We start from the raw sequence: 18010 nt of genomic DNA, 5'->3' as shown, positions 1-18010 counted from the left end.
CTTTATAACAAGGCTCTAAAGGAGATCACAGCCGGGTAACTATAGTTTGGGATATTTATTACCCTCCAGAGAAGGGTGGGAGTAAGGCTATCTCATCTCCATCCTGTAGATGATGAGTTGTATCTACCATCTCCTGATTGACTGCATAACGAAACTTTTGTTGGGCAATAGCAGGGTAGGTGGTTGTCAGATACTGATGCAAATCTTCTATCGTTAGAATCTGCTCATTGGTAAGTGAGATACCTGAAGCAGATAGAGTGTCTGTTAGAGCACCAAAAGGCAATATGCTAAATCTCATATGGTATAAATTGTGGACTGTAAATCATGAACACATTTTTAGAAAGGATCATCCCAGTATTTGGCAAAAATAGCAGGGCAGATCTTCTTCATACTTTCTGGATTGTCTTCTGTCCAGTTAAAAACCATTTCTGGAAAAGGAACTCTGGGAAACTCATCTAGTCTAGCATAGTAAGCATCAATGCCATCATCCCGATCTGCAAAATTATATTTTTTGATATATGCATCTAAGGGAACACCCAACATACTTTCAAATTCCGGATAATCGCCTCTATTTTGTTCGCGTAAGGTATCAAAAGCAGACACTAAGCTATCCGGATTATGCATAGCATTTTCAAATACTTCCTTTCCCTGCGCAATAAGCCATGCCCGAAAATAATCAAAACCATCATCAGAACAGCCTCCCATTGCCACGTAGGCTACACACCATAGGGGAGATGTATAGGATTTAGCGTAAAACTTTTGAAATTGTTCTTCAAATGAAAATATTTCTTCTTCTGTCTGTGTACTCAGATAATTAGTCAGAAACTGAGTTTGTTCGTATTTATTTTCTGTGGTCTGCTTTTTGGATATATCTATCAGTTCCCAGAATGTTGTTTCGGTCATGTAAAATGGCATTTATATAAAAAAATAGCCTTATAGCGTAAAAACTATAAGGCTGATACTTTGTTTTCTTAGTCGAACAATCCTTTAACCTGCCCGGCAGGTGGATTGATGCCCAGATGACGGTAGGCCATTTCGGTTGCTTCTCGTCCACGAGAGGTTCGTTTAATATAACCTTCCTGAATCAGAAACGGCTCATATACCTCTTCTATGGTTTCAGCTTCTTCACCACAGGCAGTAGCAATAGTTGACAAACCTACAGGGCCACCTTTAAACTTCTCAATGATGGTAGACAGAATGCGATTATCCATCTCGTCTAATCCATGTTGATCTACATCCAGTGCGTTTAGTGCCATTTCTGCAATACCAACCGTAATTTTACCATTTCCTTTTACCTGAGCAAAATCACGTGTACGACGCAACAGGTTATTGGCAATACGTGGAGTTCCCCGACTTCTTCGGGCTATCTCATAGGCCGCCTCTTCGTCAATAGGCGTATTCAATAGATCCGCAGAACGTAGTACAATGGAAGTTAATAGTTTGGCATTGTAATATTCCAGCCTGGCATTAATACTAAATCGTGCACGTAAAGGCGAAGTTAACAATCCAGCTCTGGTAGTAGCACCTACTAACGTAAACGGATTTAAACCGATCTGAACAGACCGGGCATTGGGACCGCTATCTAGCAGGATATCAATCTTATAATCTTCCATAGCAGAATACAGGTATTCTTCTACTACCGGATTAAGGCGATGGATTTCATCAATGAAAAGCACATCGTTTTCACTGAGGTTGGTAAGTAATCCTGCCAGATCACTAGGCTTGTCCAGAACTGGCCCGGAAGTCATTTTTATATTTGCTCCCAGTTCATTGGCAATAATCAATGAAAGGGTTGTTTTCCCTAAACCAGGAGGGCCATGTAAGAGCACATGATCAAGTGCCTCCCCTCGCTGGCGGGCAGCCTGTACAAAGACGCGCAGATTTTCAAGAACTTTATCCTGTCCGGTAAAATCCTCAAAGCTGACCGGACGCAACGCCTTTTCTATTTCGCGTTCTGTTGGGGTTAGCCCTTCTGCTTCACCTTTCAAATAATCTTTACGCATATAAATTCAAATTAACAGTTACAGTTCAAAGGTTTTGAGGTATTCATCTCAAAACAGAACAAGATCGGATAGCGTAATAAAAGGCAGGAAAGATAAAAAAGAAGGAAGATTGAAATCAAGGGAATTGCAAAATATCGCATATCCGGTTGTTTCACGAAAGTACTAAAAAAAGTTAAAATGACCTAATTTCGTTTCCATCGAAAATAAACTGACATTTGCACTTGTCTGATCGGGTATTTGTTTATCAGTAGAGACAGGATCTACATCTATTCCTGTCGAATTTATTCATGAGATATGTTTACCAGACGATTAGTTTAGGTAATAACAATAGAAATTGCAATGATTAAAAATATGGAAGTCGTGCATGAAGTAAGCAGCAAAAAGTCCAGAGGCGCTATTAGTAAACGAGAATGGTTCAGTGAATGGTTTAACTCACCTTATTATCATATTCTATATAAGAGCCGGGATAATGCAGAAGCGCACCAGTTTATCGACAATCTGCAAAAATATTTTCAGTTTACCTGTGAAGATCAAATACTTGATTTGGCATGTGGGCGTGGACGACATGCTATCTATCTTAATTCCAAAGGGTTTGATGTAGTAGGGATTGACATTGCGCCTGAAAATATCTCTTATGCTAAACAGTTTGAAAATGAACGATTGCATTTCTATGTACACGATATGCGCCGTCCCTATGTGCGAAGCAGGTTTTGTTATGTGCTGAATCTATTTACAAGCTTCGGTTATTTTGAAACAGAAGGAGAGAATATTAATGCGGTATGTACAGTAACAGAGGCATTAAAACCTGGGGGAAAGTTAATTCTTGATTTTTTCAATACAGACCGGATCTTAAAAAATTTAAAACCTCATTACAGACAAGTTATTGATGGAATTCAATTTGATATTCAAAAGAAACTGGAAAGCGGATTTATTGTAAAAGATATTGAGTTTGAGGACGAAGGAAATTCCTTCCATTTTCAGGAGCGAGTAAAAGCGATCAGTTGTGAACAGTTTCTACACTATTTTGATGTTGCCGATCTGGAACTGATAAGCATCTTTGGAGACTATGCGTTGAATCCATATGACAAGGAAACATCTGACAGGATGATTTTTGTGGCTCAAAGGCCGCAACGCGAAAGTTTTGGATTAAGATTATAAGCCCCCTGTAAAAACAAATACCTCTCTATCAGAGAGGTATTGTCATTGTCAGAAATAGTGATCAAATCAGTTAATAAAAACAACAAATCATCAGAAGAAATGCTGTATGGATGTTTTTAAAAGTGGATTACTGATAGGTGTTTTACGTGGTTTGTACTATCTGGTTACTTTGTTTTAAAAGATATTTTCATAGTCGTAGTGTATAGTGTATACACCAAATCTTATGCCAAATCTTTTGACAGTATAATTTCTTTTGAAAAGAAGATAAAAAATAGTTACATCACTGGAATTAATTACTTTTCTTTCAGTAAACGAAGCAACACGCCATTTGACCAGCCAAAGCCATCCTGTACAGGGTATTCTCCTCCTCCTGCCTTTAAGGTAATATCTGTCACATTGTATTTTTCTACCATTTTACCTGTTTGTTTGTATACACGTACATTATTAGAAATCCAGCGGTTTTTAATTTTATCTGCCAGTTCGCTGTACCCGTTATCTTTTAATCCTTTATAAGTGATCCATTGTAAAGGTGCCCAACCATTGGGTGCATCCCATTGCTGTCCTGTGTTTGTTAAGGTGGTAAGCACCCCTCCATCTCTCAGAAAATCTTTCTCAATTCGCTGGGCTACAGTCGCGGGTGTTCCAATATTCATATGTACAAAGAAAGGATACATGCCTGCCAGGGAGAAGGTTTGGGTGGTTTGCCTGGTGATAAAGTCATAATCTGTAAAGTATTGGGCTTTTTTATCCCAACAATACATAAGTACGGCTTGTTTTCTTCGTTCTGCTGCATCTTGATAACTTTTAGCTTTTTGTGCATTCCCTTTCAATGCGTAAGCTTTACTTATAGTCATTTCAAGATTATACATAAGTGCATTCAGATCTACAGGAATAATATCTGTAGTATGGATTGTTTCCATAGAATTGCCGTCCTTAAACCAGCGATTACAGAAATCCCAACCACTTTCGGCTGCAGCACGAAGATGCCGGTAGATAACAGCTCGCTTTTGATCAATAATAAATTGTTGAGATGCCTTTGATGCTTTCTTAGGCATTGGAATGGTACTATTTTTTAAAATAGCATCGGCTGTTGCTACATCTTCTTTATAGGCTTCTGGTCTTGGTGTTGCCGAATCATCCCAGTAGCGGTTTAGTATTTCGCCTCCCTGCATGCGTACTACTCTTCGGAATGTGCCACTTTGTTTGCCTAGCTTTTCAGTGCCACCCATCCAGAAGGCATATTCTTTCTCAAGCTGAGGAAGGTATTTGCTATATGTCTCGTCACCTTTTGTATTGGCGAGAATACCTACCATTAAGGCAAAAAACGGCGGTTGTGAACGTGTCAGATAGTATGTCCGGTTCCCATTCGGAATAAAACCAATTGTGTCAATCAGGAATGCAAAGTTATCAATCATATGCTGGACCAGGTCTGTGCGGCCAGAGGCTTCTAAGCCCAACATGGTAAAATAACTATCCCAATAATATATTTCGCCAAATCGCCCTCCAGGCACTACATATTGGTAGGGTAGGTTCACTAACGAACTTCCTGGTATAGGCTTTTCCGGTTTTCGCGTAAGTACATCCCATAAGCTGATGATGTGTTCCGTTGCAGACTTGCTGGTGTCAGATGTAAAGTCTGAAGAATAACTCTTAGGCAATGTATAATTAGCCAGGACAAACTCCTTTAATCCAAAATCGGGTAGAGTATGTTGCTTCTGGTACTTCTTTACAATTTCTGCCAACGGATATTTTGGGGTACAGTCAGGAAAAGTTTTGGAGTCTGGAAAAATAGCAGCCAATTGTACAGTTTTGAAAAAATCCTGGTATCCGGCAACATTTTGTCCAATTGCCTGCTGATTTAGTGCGATAAGTAGCACAACTAGTATAGTATATTTGGAAATACAACGCATAGACTATGAATATAAGATCAAATACTAGGCTCTAGTATTTATTCAAATTGAAATACAAGTTTAATTAGCAATTATTGGTATTCTATCCTACTGATGGTTGATCTTTTGTTACACTATCTGCTTTGTGTGTTCCTGAATAGGAGATATCAGCGGAGCGTCTATAGGGTTGAAAAGGTATTTGCAGCAAATTAGTTAGTTGATTATTCTCCTTAGCATCCATATGTGTATCTACTCCATAAATTAGATTGGCTGGATTTTCTGTAGCAAAGGTGCCAAACAACCGATCCCAAAGTGAGAATATATTCCCATAGTTTGTATCTGTGAGGGGCTGCTTGTAATGATGATGTACCTTGTGCATATTGGGAGAAACAATAATCCAGCTTATAACCTTATCCAGTTGAACTGGCAGCTTAATATTGGCATGGTTAAACTGAGAAAATATCACAGATAAACTTTGATATAACATAACCAGCCAAATCGGGGCTCCTGATATAAATACAGCCAGAATAGTAAATATAGCCCGAAAAACACTTTCACCTGGATGATGCCGATTGGCAGTAGTGGTATCAACGTATGTATCTGTATGATGGATAAGATGAAACTTCCATAGCCATTTTAGTTTATGTTCCAGCCAATGAATCAGATAAGCTCCAATTAAATCAAGCAATAGTAAGCCTAGTAAGATAAACAACCCCAAGGGCATTGTTGTTAGATACAGTAGGCCAAAGTGCTGATCGGCTGTCCAATCACTTGTTTTTAGAAGAAGGGCTGCAAAAAGAAAATTAATAACAACAGTGGTTAAGGTAAAAAACAGATTTAACCCAGCATGTCTCCACTTATGATAAGGCGTTAATGATAGTGGAATAATTCCTTCAATACTCCAGAACAACAGTATTCCTCCAATAAGGATAGCGGCACGATAGCTACTGGGTATATGTTCAAAGAAAGCAACAACTGTCTCCATACTACTATGTATAATCTGCTGTATAGTATAATTAATGATTAATTTATGATTATTTCATGAGTAAATAAAATTTAATGGATCAAATCATTGAATCACCATGGATTGGATAACTGATTTTATTCAGAAAATTACTGGAGATGTAGATGCTGGGAAAGCAAAATAAAAGGCTATTGTATATCACAATAGCCTTATGAAAAGAGAGAAAAGTATGATCTATTTAAATGCAGGAATACCTGTAATCTCATTACCCAGAATGAGTAAGTGAATATCGTGTGTACCTTCATAGGTAACAACCGATTCCAGGTTCATCATATGGCGCATAATCGGATACTCACCTGTAATACCCATACCCCCATGAATCTGACGGGCTTCACGCGCAATGTTCAGTGCCATCTCTACATTATTTCGTTTGGCTAATGATATTTGGGCAGTGGTTGCTTTGTCTTCATTTTTTAACATACCTAATCGCCAGCAGAGGAGTTGTGCTTTGGTAATCTCAGTTAACATTTCAGCCAGTTTCTTTTGTGTCAATTGAAAAGAGGCTATAGGTTTATCAAACTGTATGCGTTCCAGTGCATAACGCTTCGCTGAATCATAGCAGTCCATTGCTGCTCCAAGTGCTCCCCAGGCGATACCATACCTAGCAGAATCCAGGCACTGCATAGGACCGCGCAAACCCTCTATACCCGGCAGTAAATTTTCTTTGGGTACCTTAACATTATCAAAAACCAGTTCCCCTGTAGTAGAGGCACGCAACGACCATTTATTATGAATTTCAGGTGTAGAGAAACCTTCCATTCCTCGTTCTACAATAAGGCCACGAACACGCCCATTCTCATTTTTAGCCCATACCACTGCAATGTCTGCATAAGGCGCATTGGAAATCCACATCTTTGAACCATTAAGCAGATAGTGGTCACCTTCATCTGTAAAATGGGATTGCATACCAGAAGGATTTGAGCCATAGTCTGCTTCTGTTAATCCAAAGCAACCTAGCATTTCACCAGAAGCCAGTTTGGGTAAGTACTTTTGCTTTTGTTCTTCCGTACCAAATGCATAAATGGGATACATGACCAGTGAACTTTGCACAGAGACCGTTGAACGCATGCCAGAATCTCCCCGTTCAATTTCCTGCATGATGAGGCCATACGAAATATAATCGAGTCCACCACCTCCGTATTCTGATGGTATGGTTGGCCCAAAAGCGCCTATCTCACCAAATTTTTTGACTATATCCTGCGGAAATTCTGCTCGCTGGGCATAGTCCTCAATAATAGGAGAGATCTCCTTTTTAACAAACGTTCTGACCGCATCCCGAATGAGCTTATGTTCTTCTGTTAAAAGATCGTCAATCTGATAAAAGTCAGGTGCTTCAAAACGATCCTGGCTGGAGCGGATATGTATATTAGGGTCTGTTGTTTGCATTGTAGTCTGTTGTTAAAACTTGTATGAGGCTATAAGATTTAATATATGCCTTACTAAAATCGCATTTGCCAAATTTACATTTTTAGAACTATTATTTCTTATCATACTATAGTTTCTTTGTATCTGACTTTTGTATATAGCAGATGGATAATAATACCAATAAGATGTAGTTGTTTCTCTGAGAGTCACTCAGTCATGCATACACTTATTGTAACTCATATTCTTTTGTTTTACCTATCAACCTGTTTTCTTTCATATGGCACTTCAGAAAGGCGATAAAGCTCCATTTTTCAAATTAGTATCTTCTGATTTTAAGTCTGCTAATTCAGACAAAAAAGAAGTTTCACTGGATGATTATAAAGGAAAAAATCTTGTGGTTTTATTTTTTCCTTTGGCATTTAGCAGTGTATGTACTGCTGAGTTATGTAGCATGCGGGATGATATAGGAGAATATACTGCCCTCAATGCAGAGGTTGTGGCTATTTCTGTAGATTCACCTTATGTACTGGATAGGTTCAAAAAAGATCAGAGCCTTACGTTTCTTTTACTATCTGATTTTAACAAAGAAGTTTCAACAGCCTATGGAGCTCTTTATGAAAACTTTGCGTGGGGAATGAAAGGCGTATCCAAACGTTCGGCTTTTGTGATTGATGGAGATGGTGTGATTCAATATGCTGAGGTTTTGGAAAATGCAGGGGATGTGCCAGATTTTGATGCGATTAAAAAGGTATTAGATGAGTTGACTAGATAAACTATCTTCTATTCTTTTTTATGCCATTACTGATGATTGAATTCAGTAATGGCTTTTTTTCATACCAAAGGATTTTTCCTTTGGAAAAGATACTATTTTTGAAGCATACTATCTCTTCTTACAATTTATTATGACAAAATCATCGATTATTCTGAATGCCAGAGTTGTAAACGAAGGTACAATTACAGAAAAAGATATATATATAAAAGATGGGCGTATCGAACAGATTGGAACAGATTTGCAACATAAATCTGCTGATCAAGTAATTGATGCAAACGGACAATATCTTATGCCTGGTGTGATAGATGACCAGGTACATTTTAGAGAGCCTGGTCTTACACACAAGGCATCTATTTATACAGAAAGCAAGGCTGCTGTAGCAGGAGGAGTCACCAGTTTTATGGAGATGCCTAATACAGTTCCCAATGCACTGACACAGGAATTACTTGCCGATAAGTATCAGATTGCCTCACAGACTTCTCTGGCAAACTATTCGTTTTTCATGGGGGCTTCAAATGATAATCTGTCAGAAGTACTTAAGACTAATCCCAAAGATGTATGCGGGATTAAAATATTTATGGGATCCTCTACAGGTAATATGCTGGTAGATGATGAAGGTACGTTGGCTGCTATATTTCGGGAAAGTCCCATGCTGATTGCCACTCACTGTGAGGATGAAGCAACTATCAAGCAGCGTCAGGAGCAATATCGCCAGCAATATGGCGAAGATGCTCCTGCCCGTATTCATCCAGAGATCCGGAATGAAGAAGCTTGTTTTAAATCGTCTTCAATGGCTGTGACATTGGCTAAGAAGCATAACACCCGCCTGCATATTTTGCATATTACTACAGGGGATGAACTACCCTTATTTGACAATACAATTCCTTTAAAACAGAAACGAATCACTGCTGAAGTGTGTGTGCACCATCTCTGGTTTACAGCAGACGATTACGAGACATTGGGGAATCAGATTAAATGTAATCCTGCTGTAAAAGATAAACGGCATAAGTCAGCTTTATGGGAAGGATTATTGGATAATCATTTGGATATCATAGCTACAGATCATGCACCTCATACCTGGGAAGAGAAATCTCAGAACTATTGGAAAGCACCATCAGGTGTACCTTTGGTACAACATTCTCTTGTTTTGATGCTGGAAGCTTATCATGAAGGACGAATCTCACTAGAGAAATTGGTAGAGAAGATGTGCCATGCACCTGCTGATTGCTTTCAAATCTCACAACGGGGATATATCCGTGAGGGCTACTTTGCTGACCTTGTTTTAGTAAATACACAGCAAGAATCGACAGTTTCAAAAGATGTTATCTTCTACAAGTGTGGTTGGTCTCCATTTGAAAGGAAAACATTCAAATCGTCTGTTACTCATACCTTTGTGTCTGGAAATCTAGTGTATAAACAGGGAAATTTTGATGAAAGTCAGAAGGGTGCAAGACTTGTATTTGACAGATAATAAAAAAAATAATTATTTGTTTTTGGAATATATTAATCTTGTTGTACTTTTGTAGCCCAAATCACGGAGGATGTAGCTCAGTCGGTTAGAGCACTAGATTGTGGTTCTAGGGGTCGTGGGTTCGAGCCCCATCTTCCTCCCTAAGCAGGCTTTTAAGCCTGCTTTTTTATTTTATAGCTTTTGTCTCTGTTACTTTTCTTAAAGTTACTTGCCAAATAACTTTCCTATACGTCCAAACATTCGTTTTTCAAAGTTCCAGAAGAAGGCGAACTGTCCTAACAGAAATCCGTAGAATAATAAAAAGACCTGATAAGCAGGAAAAATGGTAAGTAACCATATCAGTGTTCTATACCACCAAGGAGTGGTAGGTGTGATACCAAGCCATACAAAGATCGGTTTTTTTATATACATAGCCGTAAAACCTGTTAAAGCGAAGACAATCAGGATTACAATAACCTGCCATACTGTGTGAACACCCCAGCGAGTCTGAAGTTTTTGAAGAAAAGAAGACATAACTAATTAATGCAGGTTCTGGATATATACCGAAACGGAAGCTAAAAAACGAAAATAGTATATCAACTACAAGTAAAATTTGCTGAGAAAATTGACGATTAAGATGAGGGGAAGTTTAGCATATCTGTAATTACTAACAGTAAAATGGTTGTCAGCTATTGATTATTCTATGGTTTTTGTGAGATTTGTAAATATTTGAATACGTAATTTGATATATCCATGTTAAAATCGTTTACATGTCTGCAATACGGGTTTCTTACTCTGATTTTATTTATAGGTTTGCTCTCTTGTAAAAAAGAATCATTAGTACATAAGAAAGGATATCAACTTGTCTGGAGTGATGAATTTGAGTATAAGGGTTTACCTGATCCTGCCCGTTGGGGATATGGAGAAGGAGGAAATGGATGGGGAAATCATGAACTACAATACTATACAAGAGAACGTATAGAAAATGCGCATGTAGAAAATGGAGTTCTTAGAATAGAAGCACGCAAGGAAAAATTCAATCAGAATGAGTATACATCTGCACGTTTACATACTAAAGGTAAAGGAGACTGGATGTATGGGCGGATTGATGTAAAAGCTAAACTGCCCTCAGGGAAAGGTACATGGCCTGCTATTTGGATGCTGGCGTCAACAACTCCCTTGAAATGGCCTGATGATGGCGAACTTGATATTATGGAACATGTAGGATATGATCAGGGAGTGATTCATGCCAATATCCATACCAAGGCTTATAACCATACAATTGGTACCAATAAGGGCAATCAATTATCTGTATCGGATGTTAGTAGTGCCTTTCATGTATATAGCATGGAATGGGATGAGGAGAAGATTACATTCTTTATAGATGATAAATCTTATTTCACTTTTACAAACGACAAACAGAATAATTCTGCTACCTGGCCTTATAACCAGAAGTTTCACTTGCTGTTAAATATTGCTATTGGTGGAGATTGGGGTGGGAAAGAAGGTGTAGATACCAGTATTTTCCCTCAAACAATGGAAGTTGATTATGTTAGGGTTTATCAAAAGAAATGATTCTGCTATGGTTGGTAATCAAAAAGCCCATTCCTTGTTTTAGAATGGGCTTTTAATTTTATTCTGAAGTGCCTCGCATAATGCCTCGTTCCGAACTTCGGATAAACTCTATAATCAGATCTCGTTCTACAGATGCTGGTAAGTTAGTTTCTATTGATTCCAGTGCATCTGCGTTATTTAATCCTCTCAGATAGATATAACGGTAAATTTCCTGAATTTCGTTGATTTTCTCATTAGAGAAACCTCTGCGACGAAGTCCAATGGAGTTAACACCACTATAGGCTAGTGGCTCACGAGCTGCCTTAACAAAAGGAGGGACATCTTTACGAACAAGAGAACCTCCACCTATGTATGTATGAGCTCCAATTTTTGAAAACTGTTGTACGGCGCATGATCCCCCGAATATTACATAATCATCGATCTGTACATGGCCTGCCAACTGCACCACATTACCTAAGATACAGTTGTCTCCAATAATACAATCGTGTCCAATGTGAGCATAGGCCATGATAAGACAGTTTTTACCAACAACGGTAGTATACTTGTCTACAGTCCCTCTACTCATGGTGACAAATTCGCGAATGGTAGTATAATCGCCAACTACAGCGGTTGTTTCCTCACCTACAAATTTAAGATCCTGTGGAATAGCCGAAATAATTGCTCCTGGATATATTTTGCAAAACTTCCCAATACGAGCACCTTCGTTGATTACAGCATTGGCTCCTATCCAGGTGCCTTCTCCAATCTCAACATTTTTATGAATAGTAGCGAAAGGCTCAATTATTACATCAGGGCCTATTTTTGCTTCGGGATGAATGTACGCTAATGGTTGATTCATTCTTTTGATATATATACACAAGTCTGTAAAACAATCTGAAAAGCACTAAGGCTGTCATCGCATATTTACAGACAATATGGTTTATTTATTTTTTTCTAACAATACTAGCTGACATAACGGCCTCACATACAACCTGACCAGCTACAAAAGCCTGTCCTTGCATTTTAGCAATACCACGTTTTATTGGAGCCATTAACTCACACTTGAAAATAATAGTATCTCCTGGAAGAACCATTTTCCGGAAACGGCAATTTTCAATACTTAAGAAATACGTCCAGTAATTTTCAGGGTCAGGTACTGTACTTAGTACAAGGATACCACCTGTCTGAGCCATTGCTTCTATCTGCAACACTCCTGGCATAACAGGATTACCTGGAAAATGCCCCATAAAGAATGGCTCATTCATGGTTACATTCTTTACTCCTGTCACTGAACTTTCATCCAGGTGAATAATCTTATCGATTAACTGGAAGGGATAACGATGTGGAAGAATGTTACTGATTGCCAGTGAATCCAGAACAGGAGGAAGTTTAGGATCATACACCGGAATGTTACTGCTGGCAGACTCCTGCATTTTCTTCTTGATCTTTTTAGCAAAAGCTACGTTTGCTGCATGACCTGGACGGGCTGCAAGGATTTGTGCCTTTAATGGACGTCCTGCCAGAGCAAGATCTCCCATTAAATCCAGTAATTTATGACGAGCAGGTTCATTTTTATAGCGTAACTCTACATTATTCAGAATACCTTCTTTGCGAACTTCTACTTTGGGTTTATTGAATAACCCTGCCAGATAATCTAATTCTTCATCTTGAATGATGCGGTCTACAATCACAATAGCATTATTAAGATCTCCACCTTTCACTAATCCTGCCTTATGAAGCATTTCCAATTCATGGAGGAAACAGAAAGTTCTGCAATTGGCTATTTCGTTAGAGAACTGACTGATATCTGTCAAAGAAGCATGTTGACTACCTAGTACTGGAGAGTTATAGTCAACCATTACTGTCATTCTATAATCACTGAGAGGCAGAGCCGCAATTTCTACATCTCTTTCCTTGTCTCTGTAGCGAATCTCTTCTGTAATTTCATAAAAATTACGAAGAGCATTCTGCTCCTCTCTTTCTGCAAATTCCAGTGCCTGTACAAATTGAATAGAACTTCCGTCCATGATAGGAGGCTCTGGTCCATCCAGTTGAATCAGAACATTATCTATTTCCATACCTACCAATGCAGCTAGGGTATGTTCTACTGTATTGATTCGGGCTCCACTTTGTTCAATGGTAGTACCACGTGATAGGTCTACCACATTATCAACATCTGCATCTACAATGGGTTGCCCTTCCAGATCAATTCTTTGAAATTTGTAACCATGGTGAGGTTTTGCTGGCAGAAAAGTCATATTCGCCGGAACCCCTGTATGTAAGCCTACTCCTGAGAGTGTTACAGCTTTCTTAATGGTGTGTTGTTTAAGATGCATTAGGATTGGTTAAGTTCTGTGTTCTGTGTTCAGGTTCAAAGCATACTAAGACCAGAACAAGAACTCTGGACCCTGAACTATTTTTCATTAATCGACAAAGTTAGTATTTTTTCTTCCAATTCTTCAAGTCGCTTTTGAAGTTGTGGTAAGTTTCGAAAAACTGCCAGCGATCTGAGATTATCTTTATAGTCAAATGCGGGTGATCCCTGTAACTTTAATCCTTCTTTCTGAATAGATTTTGAAACACCTGATTGGGCACCAAAACTGGTTTTATCTGCAATCTGAAGATGCCCAACAATACCAACCTGGCCAGCTATCACGCAATAATTTCCTATTTTAGTAGATCCGGATATCCCTGCCTGTGCTGCAATAACAGTATGTTTACCTATTTCAACATTATGTGCAATCTGTATCAGATTGTCCAGTTTGGCACCTTGACGAATGATAGTTGACCCCATTGTGGCGCAATCCACAACTGTATTGGCTCCAATACAAACATCATCTTCCAGGACAACATTACCTACCTGAGGGATAGGGCGATAGCTTCCATCGGGTTGAGGCGCAAATCCAAAACCATCACTGCCAATCACAGCTCCTGCATGTACTACACAGCGATTACCTATTACTATATCACTATAAATTTTGGCACCCGCGTAGATAACCGTATTGTCGCCAATCGTTACGTTATCACCAATATACGCCTGAGGATATATTTTTACATTGTTACCAATTTTACAATTGGAGCCAATATAGGAAAAAGCACCCCGAAATATATTATTGCCTGTCGTACTATTGTCTCCAATAAAAGAAGGTTGTTCTATACCAACCTTTGCTGCCATTAAAAATTGCTGATATTGTTCCAGTAAGATAGTAAATGCCAGATAGGGATTATCTACACGGATTAATGTAGCTGTATACTCTTTCTTCGGCTCAAAGTCTTTACCAACAATAACGGCTGTTGCCTCTGTTGTGTATAAATAAGGTTCGTATTTTTGATTGGATAGAAAAGCCAGACATCCTGCGGTTGCTTCTTCAATCTTAGCTAATTTATTTACTAATAATGAGCCGTTGCCTTCTACGCTTCCCTTGAGCATTCCGGCTATCTGTTCTATGGTAAACTCCATAAGTTGATAAATGTATGAAGAATAAACAATTCAAAATAGTTAATGGATGCACTAGATGTTGTTTTGCTCCATTCTTGTTCATATTGGAAACTATCAGATAGTGTTACTTTTATAGACTAGCCTGTTTCCAGTTTATTTCTTTTGCCCAGCATGCATAATATTTTCGCACAATTTTACTCATAGCTTTGATATTTGGCAAATCTGATGCCAGGGCAATGTCAAGAATCTTACCTTTCTTGGTTAGAATATTGATTCCAGTACCTTGTGACAAGTAGGCTGCATTGCTGGTAGAGCCCTCTATGTACAAGTAGTGAACATCTTTTGATGGTATACGATAAAATGTACTTAATTGGTTCTTTATCGTTTTACTGAACTCACGGGACGGCTTTTCTGAAGATAGAGTAATACGAAATAGTTTTCTCTCCAATAACATTCTGCTCAGAGAGGATAGAATAAAGTCGGAATGGTTTATCCATATCTTCACAGAACCCCATATATCATAATCATCCAGGCATTGAAAAGTCTGTAAGTATACAGGATCATTCAGAAAACTTTCCATACGTACTGATTCTTTCAGAAACAAAGAAAGTGGAGGCGAGGCAAAAACTTCAATACCTGCATGGGTCAGCTCTCGGGCTCTTCGTATCACCTGAATTAACATGGTTTCGGCACTGATTGCTGTTTTATGCAGATAAACCTGCCAGTACATGAGTCGTCGGGCATTGAGAAAGTTTTCAATGCTATAAATGCCTTTTTCTTCCACAACCAGGTTATCATTCACGATGTCAAGCATCTTTATAATCCGCTCCGAACCGATAGTCCCTTCGGATACTCCTGTAAAGAAACTATCTCTGTTTAGATAGTCCAAACGGTCTATATCTAACTGCCCGGTAATAAGCTGATTAAAAAAGCGACGGGGATAGGTGCCGTTAAACATCTGAAGTGCCGTATCCAGTGCACCATTGAATGTTTTATTTAGCCTTTGCATGATTAGCAAAGAAAGTGATTCATGTTTGACATCACTTAAAATGCTATACTCCAATGCATGTGAACAGGGTCCATGTCCGACATCGTGTAAAAGAATCCCCAGTAAAGCCGATTCCCATTCATGGTCTGTAATTTCATGTCCTTTAGAACATAGCGATTTTAAAGTTGATTCCATCAAATGCATTGCTCCTAGAGCATGATGGAATCGGGTATGATGTGCACCCAGATATACATAATCTGCTAAGCCCATTTGCCGGATACGGCGTAACCGTTGAAAGACAGGCTGTTCGATGATATCAAAAATTAAATCACTATGTATACTGATGAACCCATAGACAGGGTCATTAAAAATTTTCCGTTTATTCAACTTTCTAACAGATTAAAAATATATACAGCCAGTTAAAAGGATTTCTTTCCGGAAATGTGACCTGAAAACTAAATCATAGAATTTACGTTACAGATTAAAATGTAACTGGCATGAAAATGGCTAAAAGCTAGTAGTAAATGCAATTCAGACTGTCAATAAGTCTATACAATCAAAAAAGTCCAATAAGCCGTTTCTTTCGTTATCTGCTAAAATAGCTGATACCTTATATAGAGGCGGATGAGATATATTTGATTATCTAGAGATAATTTTTATTTAATCTACTCTAACCGTATAATTGTTTTGATAAATTTTTAATTTTTTTACATTGCTTTAAAATATAATCTACTGATAACCAGTAGAGAATTACTTTTTTAATTTTTAAACGAATTTTCGAAATGCAAAGATATTCTATTTTATGGGCTGATGATGAAATTGACCTGCTCAAACCACATATTTTATTTCTGGAAAACAAAGGATATGATGTTACACCTGTAAATAGCGGATCAGATGCACTGGATAAATGTCAGGAGCAGAACTATGATATTGTTTTTCTGGATGAGAATATGCCTGGAATGACAGGACTTGAAACACTGACCCAGATTAAGACTACTAAGCCTAATCTTCCAGTTGTGATGATTACCAAAAGTGAAGAAGAACACATTATGGAGGAAGCAATAGGGTCAAAGATTGCTGATTACCTGATTAAACCATTGAATCCTAATCAGATACTGTTGTCTGTGAAGAAAATTCTGGATAATAAACGTTTGGTGAGTGAAAAAACTAATCAGGGATATCTGCAGGATTTTCGTAATATATCCATGGCGTATATGGATCGTATTGATCACAATGAATGGGTGGATATTTACAAGAAGCTTATTTATTGGGAGTTGGAGATGGATAGTTCTGAAAATAAAAGTATGGGAGAGGTTCTTGATAATCAGAAAAGTGAGGCTAATACCAACTTTGTGAAGTTTATCATGGATAGTTATGAGGACTGGTTGAATGATCCCAAAGTTGAAAAACCACTAATGTCACATCAGTTAATGAAAAAGAAGGTGTTTCCATTATTAGGGGATGAACCTGTCTTCTTTTTTCTGATTGATAATCTGCGGTATGATCAATGGAAAGTTATTGAACCTATTCTTGCAGAATATTTTAATGTGGAAGAGGAAAGTACCTATTATTCCATATTACCTACTACTACTGCCTTTGCCCGTAATTCTATTTTTTCGGGAATGTTGCCATCTGATATGGAGAAATACCATTCAGATCTATGGGTAAATGATGACGATGATGAAGGGAAAAATAACCATGAAGAAGAATTTCTGAAGCGTCAGCTACAGAAGAATCGTATTGATGGCAAAGTAAGCTATCATAAGATTATCAATGTTTCTCAAGGTAAAACACTGGATGAGAACCTGCATAACCTGATGACCAATCAATTGAATGTGATTGTATATAACTTTGTAGATATGCTTTCGCATGCCCGTACAGATATGGCTATGGTTCGTGAATTAGCCCCTGATGAATCAGCCTATCGTTCAATTACCCGATCATGGCTTTTACACTCTCCACTTATCGAAATGTTTAGAAAACTGGCAGAGAGAAAAGTAAAGGTGATAGTAACTACTGATCATGGTACTGTTCGGGTAAAACGTCCGTTCAAGATTGTGGGAGACCGGAATGTAAATACAAATTTACGTTATAAGCAGGGCAAAAATCTGGGTTTTGATGATAAAGATGTGTTTGTTGTACGTAAGCCAGAGCGTTTCTTTCTGCCAAAGATTAATGTGTCTACAGCATATGTATTTGCAATAGAAGACTATTTCTTTGCTTACCCTAACAACTACAATTACTACGTTAATTATTATAAAGATACATTCCAGCATGGAGGGGTATCGCTGGAAGAGATGATAATTCCATACATTCAGTTATCTCCTAAGCAATAATAAGCTTTTATAAAAAAATCCCTGTATGATTA

16 protein-coding genes and 1 tRNA gene are annotated in these 18010 nt (G+C 38.2%); 6 read left to right on the top strand and 11 right to left on the bottom strand.

Translation table 11 applies throughout. The features are described from left to right. Nucleotides 1–58 precede the first annotated feature (58 nt). From QNI15_RS25525 to ruvB, 3 genes are all read right to left on the bottom strand, one after another. On the bottom strand, nt 59–298 hold the full coding sequence (locus QNI15_RS25525) for a MoaD/ThiS family protein (protein ID WP_314000083.1): 240 nt from the start codon (nt 296–298) through the stop codon (nt 59–61). 38 nt (nt 299–336) lie between these two features. Then, nucleotides 337–903 carry a DUF4240 domain-containing protein gene (locus tag QNI15_RS25520; protein ID WP_314000085.1) on the bottom strand — a complete coding sequence of 189 codons (567 nt, stop codon included), beginning with the start codon at nt 901–903 and terminating at the stop codon, nt 337–339. A gap of 68 nt (nt 904–971) precedes the next feature. Further along, nucleotides 972–2003 carry a Holliday junction branch migration DNA helicase RuvB gene (gene ruvB, locus QNI15_RS25515; RefSeq protein ID WP_314000087.1) on the bottom strand — a complete coding sequence of 344 codons (1032 nt, stop codon included), beginning with the start codon at nt 2001–2003 and terminating at the stop codon, nt 972–974. Nucleotides 2004–2354: 351 nt separating this feature from the next. On the opposite strand from ruvB, the gene QNI15_RS25510 reads away from it, so the two are divergent. Continuing rightward, nucleotides 2355–3161: a class I SAM-dependent methyltransferase gene (locus QNI15_RS25510; RefSeq protein WP_313983295.1), complete on the top strand. Its 807-nt coding sequence runs from the start codon at nt 2355–2357 to the stop codon at nt 3159–3161. Nucleotides 3162–3454: 293 nt separating this feature from the next. Here QNI15_RS25510 and treF read toward each other — a convergent pair whose 3' ends face one another. The 3 genes from treF to QNI15_RS25495 all read right to left on the bottom strand — a co-directional run bounded on the left by treF (nt 3455) and on the right by QNI15_RS25495 (nt 7460). After that, nucleotides 3455–5038: an alpha,alpha-trehalase TreF gene (gene treF, locus QNI15_RS25505; RefSeq protein ID WP_314034414.1), complete on the bottom strand. Its 1584-nt coding sequence runs from the start codon at nt 5036–5038 to the stop codon at nt 3455–3457. A gap of 115 nt (nt 5039–5153) precedes the next feature. Beyond that, on the bottom strand, nt 5154–6035 hold the full coding sequence (locus QNI15_RS25500) for a sterol desaturase family protein (RefSeq protein ID WP_314034412.1): 882 nt from the start codon (nt 6033–6035) through the stop codon (nt 5154–5156). Between the two features lie 213 nt (nt 6036–6248). Beyond that, nucleotides 6249–7460 (bottom strand): acyl-CoA dehydrogenase family protein, encoded by a 1212-nt coding sequence (locus QNI15_RS25495; RefSeq protein ID WP_314000094.1) that lies wholly within the window; start codon nt 7458–7460, stop codon nt 6249–6251. A 256-nt stretch (nt 7461–7716) separates the two neighbouring features. Between QNI15_RS25495 and QNI15_RS25490 the strand changes: the two genes are divergently transcribed. From QNI15_RS25490 to QNI15_RS25480, 3 genes are all read left to right on the top strand, one after another. Further along, complete coding sequence (locus tag QNI15_RS25490) at nt 7717–8211, top strand: peroxiredoxin (RefSeq protein WP_314034410.1); 495 nt, start codon at nt 7717–7719, stop codon at nt 8209–8211. Between the two features lie 130 nt (nt 8212–8341). After that, on the top strand, nt 8342–9682 hold the full coding sequence (locus QNI15_RS25485) for a dihydroorotase (RefSeq protein ID WP_314034408.1): 1341 nt from the start codon (nt 8342–8344) through the stop codon (nt 9680–9682). A gap of 65 nt (nt 9683–9747) precedes the next feature. Continuing rightward, nucleotides 9748–9823, top strand: a tRNA-His gene (locus QNI15_RS25480). A gap of 63 nt (nt 9824–9886) precedes the next feature. Here QNI15_RS25480 and QNI15_RS25475 read toward each other — a convergent pair. Continuing rightward, nucleotides 9887–10195: a DUF6787 family protein gene (locus QNI15_RS25475; RefSeq protein ID WP_314000100.1), complete on the bottom strand. Its 309-nt coding sequence runs from the start codon at nt 10193–10195 to the stop codon at nt 9887–9889. A 219-nt stretch (nt 10196–10414) separates the two neighbouring features. Between QNI15_RS25475 and QNI15_RS25470 the strand changes: the two genes are divergently transcribed. Continuing rightward, the gene (locus QNI15_RS25470; protein WP_314034406.1) at nt 10415–11236 is read left to right on the top strand and encodes a glycoside hydrolase family 16 protein; all 822 of its coding nucleotides are present in this window, start codon (nt 10415–10417) and stop codon (nt 11234–11236) included. A 58-nt stretch (nt 11237–11294) separates the two neighbouring features. On the opposite strand, the gene lpxA is transcribed toward QNI15_RS25470, so the two are convergent. The 4 genes from lpxA to QNI15_RS25450 form a co-directional block, all read right to left on the bottom strand. Next, entirely contained in the window at nt 11295–12074 is a 780-nt protein-coding gene (lpxA, locus tag QNI15_RS25465) for an acyl-ACP--UDP-N-acetylglucosamine O-acyltransferase (protein WP_313983319.1), read from the bottom strand. 85 nt (nt 12075–12159) lie between these two features. Beyond that, a complete protein-coding gene (locus QNI15_RS25460) occupies nt 12160–13551 on the bottom strand; it encodes a bifunctional UDP-3-O-[3-hydroxymyristoyl] N-acetylglucosamine deacetylase/3-hydroxyacyl-ACP dehydratase (RefSeq protein ID WP_313983322.1) in 1392 nt (463 codons plus the stop codon). Between the two features lie 77 nt (nt 13552–13628). Beyond that, nucleotides 13629–14675 (bottom strand): UDP-3-O-(3-hydroxymyristoyl)glucosamine N-acyltransferase, encoded by a 1047-nt coding sequence (gene lpxD / locus QNI15_RS25455; RefSeq protein ID WP_314034404.1) that lies wholly within the window; start codon nt 14673–14675, stop codon nt 13629–13631. 109 nt (nt 14676–14784) lie between these two features. Continuing rightward, the gene (locus tag QNI15_RS25450; RefSeq protein WP_314000106.1) at nt 14785–16029 is read right to left on the bottom strand and encodes an HD domain-containing protein; all 1245 of its coding nucleotides are present in this window, start codon (nt 16027–16029) and stop codon (nt 14785–14787) included. A 395-nt stretch (nt 16030–16424) separates the two neighbouring features. On the opposite strand from QNI15_RS25450, the gene porX reads away from it, so the two are divergent. Continuing rightward, the gene (gene porX, locus QNI15_RS25445; RefSeq protein WP_314034402.1) at nt 16425–17978 is read left to right on the top strand and encodes a T9SS response regulator signal transducer PorX; all 1554 of its coding nucleotides are present in this window, start codon (nt 16425–16427) and stop codon (nt 17976–17978) included. Nucleotides 17979–18010: the final 32 nt, after the last annotated feature.

The sequence above is a fragment of the Xanthocytophaga flava genome (assembly GCF_030068545.1).
Taxonomy (GTDB): domain Bacteria; phylum Bacteroidota; class Bacteroidia; order Cytophagales; family 172606-1; genus Xanthocytophaga; species Xanthocytophaga flava.
The sequence above is the reverse complement of the archived record's forward strand: the minus strand, read 5'-3'. Positions and strand labels throughout refer to the sequence as shown.

Excerpts from the sequence above, each read along its gene's own strand:
- QNI15_RS25485 (WP_314034408.1), top strand. The coding sequence starts at position 8,342 with ATGACAAAATCATCGATTATTCTGAATGCCAGAGTTGTAAACGAAGGT.
- lpxD (WP_314034404.1), bottom strand. The coding sequence starts at position 14,675 with ATGGAGTTTACCATAGAACAGATAGCCGGAATGCTCAAGGGAAGCGTA.
- QNI15_RS25490 (WP_314034410.1), top strand. The coding sequence starts at position 7,717 with ATGGCACTTCAGAAAGGCGATAAAGCTCCATTTTTCAAATTAGTATCT.
- QNI15_RS25495 (WP_314000094.1), bottom strand. The coding sequence starts at position 7,460 with ATGCAAACAACAGACCCTAATATACATATCCGCTCCAGCCAGGATCGT.
- QNI15_RS25520 (WP_314000085.1), bottom strand. The coding sequence starts at position 903 with ATGACCGAAACAACATTCTGGGAACTGATAGATATATCCAAAAAGCAG.
- QNI15_RS25475 (WP_314000100.1), bottom strand. The coding sequence starts at position 10,195 with ATGTCTTCTTTTCTTCAAAAACTTCAGACTCGCTGGGGTGTTCACACA.
- QNI15_RS25510 (WP_313983295.1), top strand. The coding sequence starts at position 2,355 with ATGGAAGTCGTGCATGAAGTAAGCAGCAAAAAGTCCAGAGGCGCTATT.
- QNI15_RS25460 (WP_313983322.1), bottom strand. The coding sequence starts at position 13,551 with ATGCATCTTAAACAACACACCATTAAGAAAGCTGTAACACTCTCAGGA.
- QNI15_RS25525 (WP_314000083.1), bottom strand. The coding sequence starts at position 298 with ATGAGATTTAGCATATTGCCTTTTGGTGCTCTAACAGACACTCTATCT.
- QNI15_RS25500 (WP_314034412.1), bottom strand. The coding sequence starts at position 6,035 with ATGGAGACAGTTGTTGCTTTCTTTGAACATATACCCAGTAGCTATCGT.
- ruvB (WP_314000087.1), bottom strand. The coding sequence starts at position 2,003 with ATGCGTAAAGATTATTTGAAAGGTGAAGCAGAAGGGCTAACCCCAACA.
- lpxA (WP_313983319.1), bottom strand. The coding sequence starts at position 12,074 with ATGAATCAACCATTAGCGTACATTCATCCCGAAGCAAAAATAGGCCCT.
- porX (WP_314034402.1), top strand. The coding sequence starts at position 16,425 with ATGCAAAGATATTCTATTTTATGGGCTGATGATGAAATTGACCTGCTC.
- QNI15_RS25470 (WP_314034406.1), top strand. The coding sequence starts at position 10,415 with ATGTTAAAATCGTTTACATGTCTGCAATACGGGTTTCTTACTCTGATT.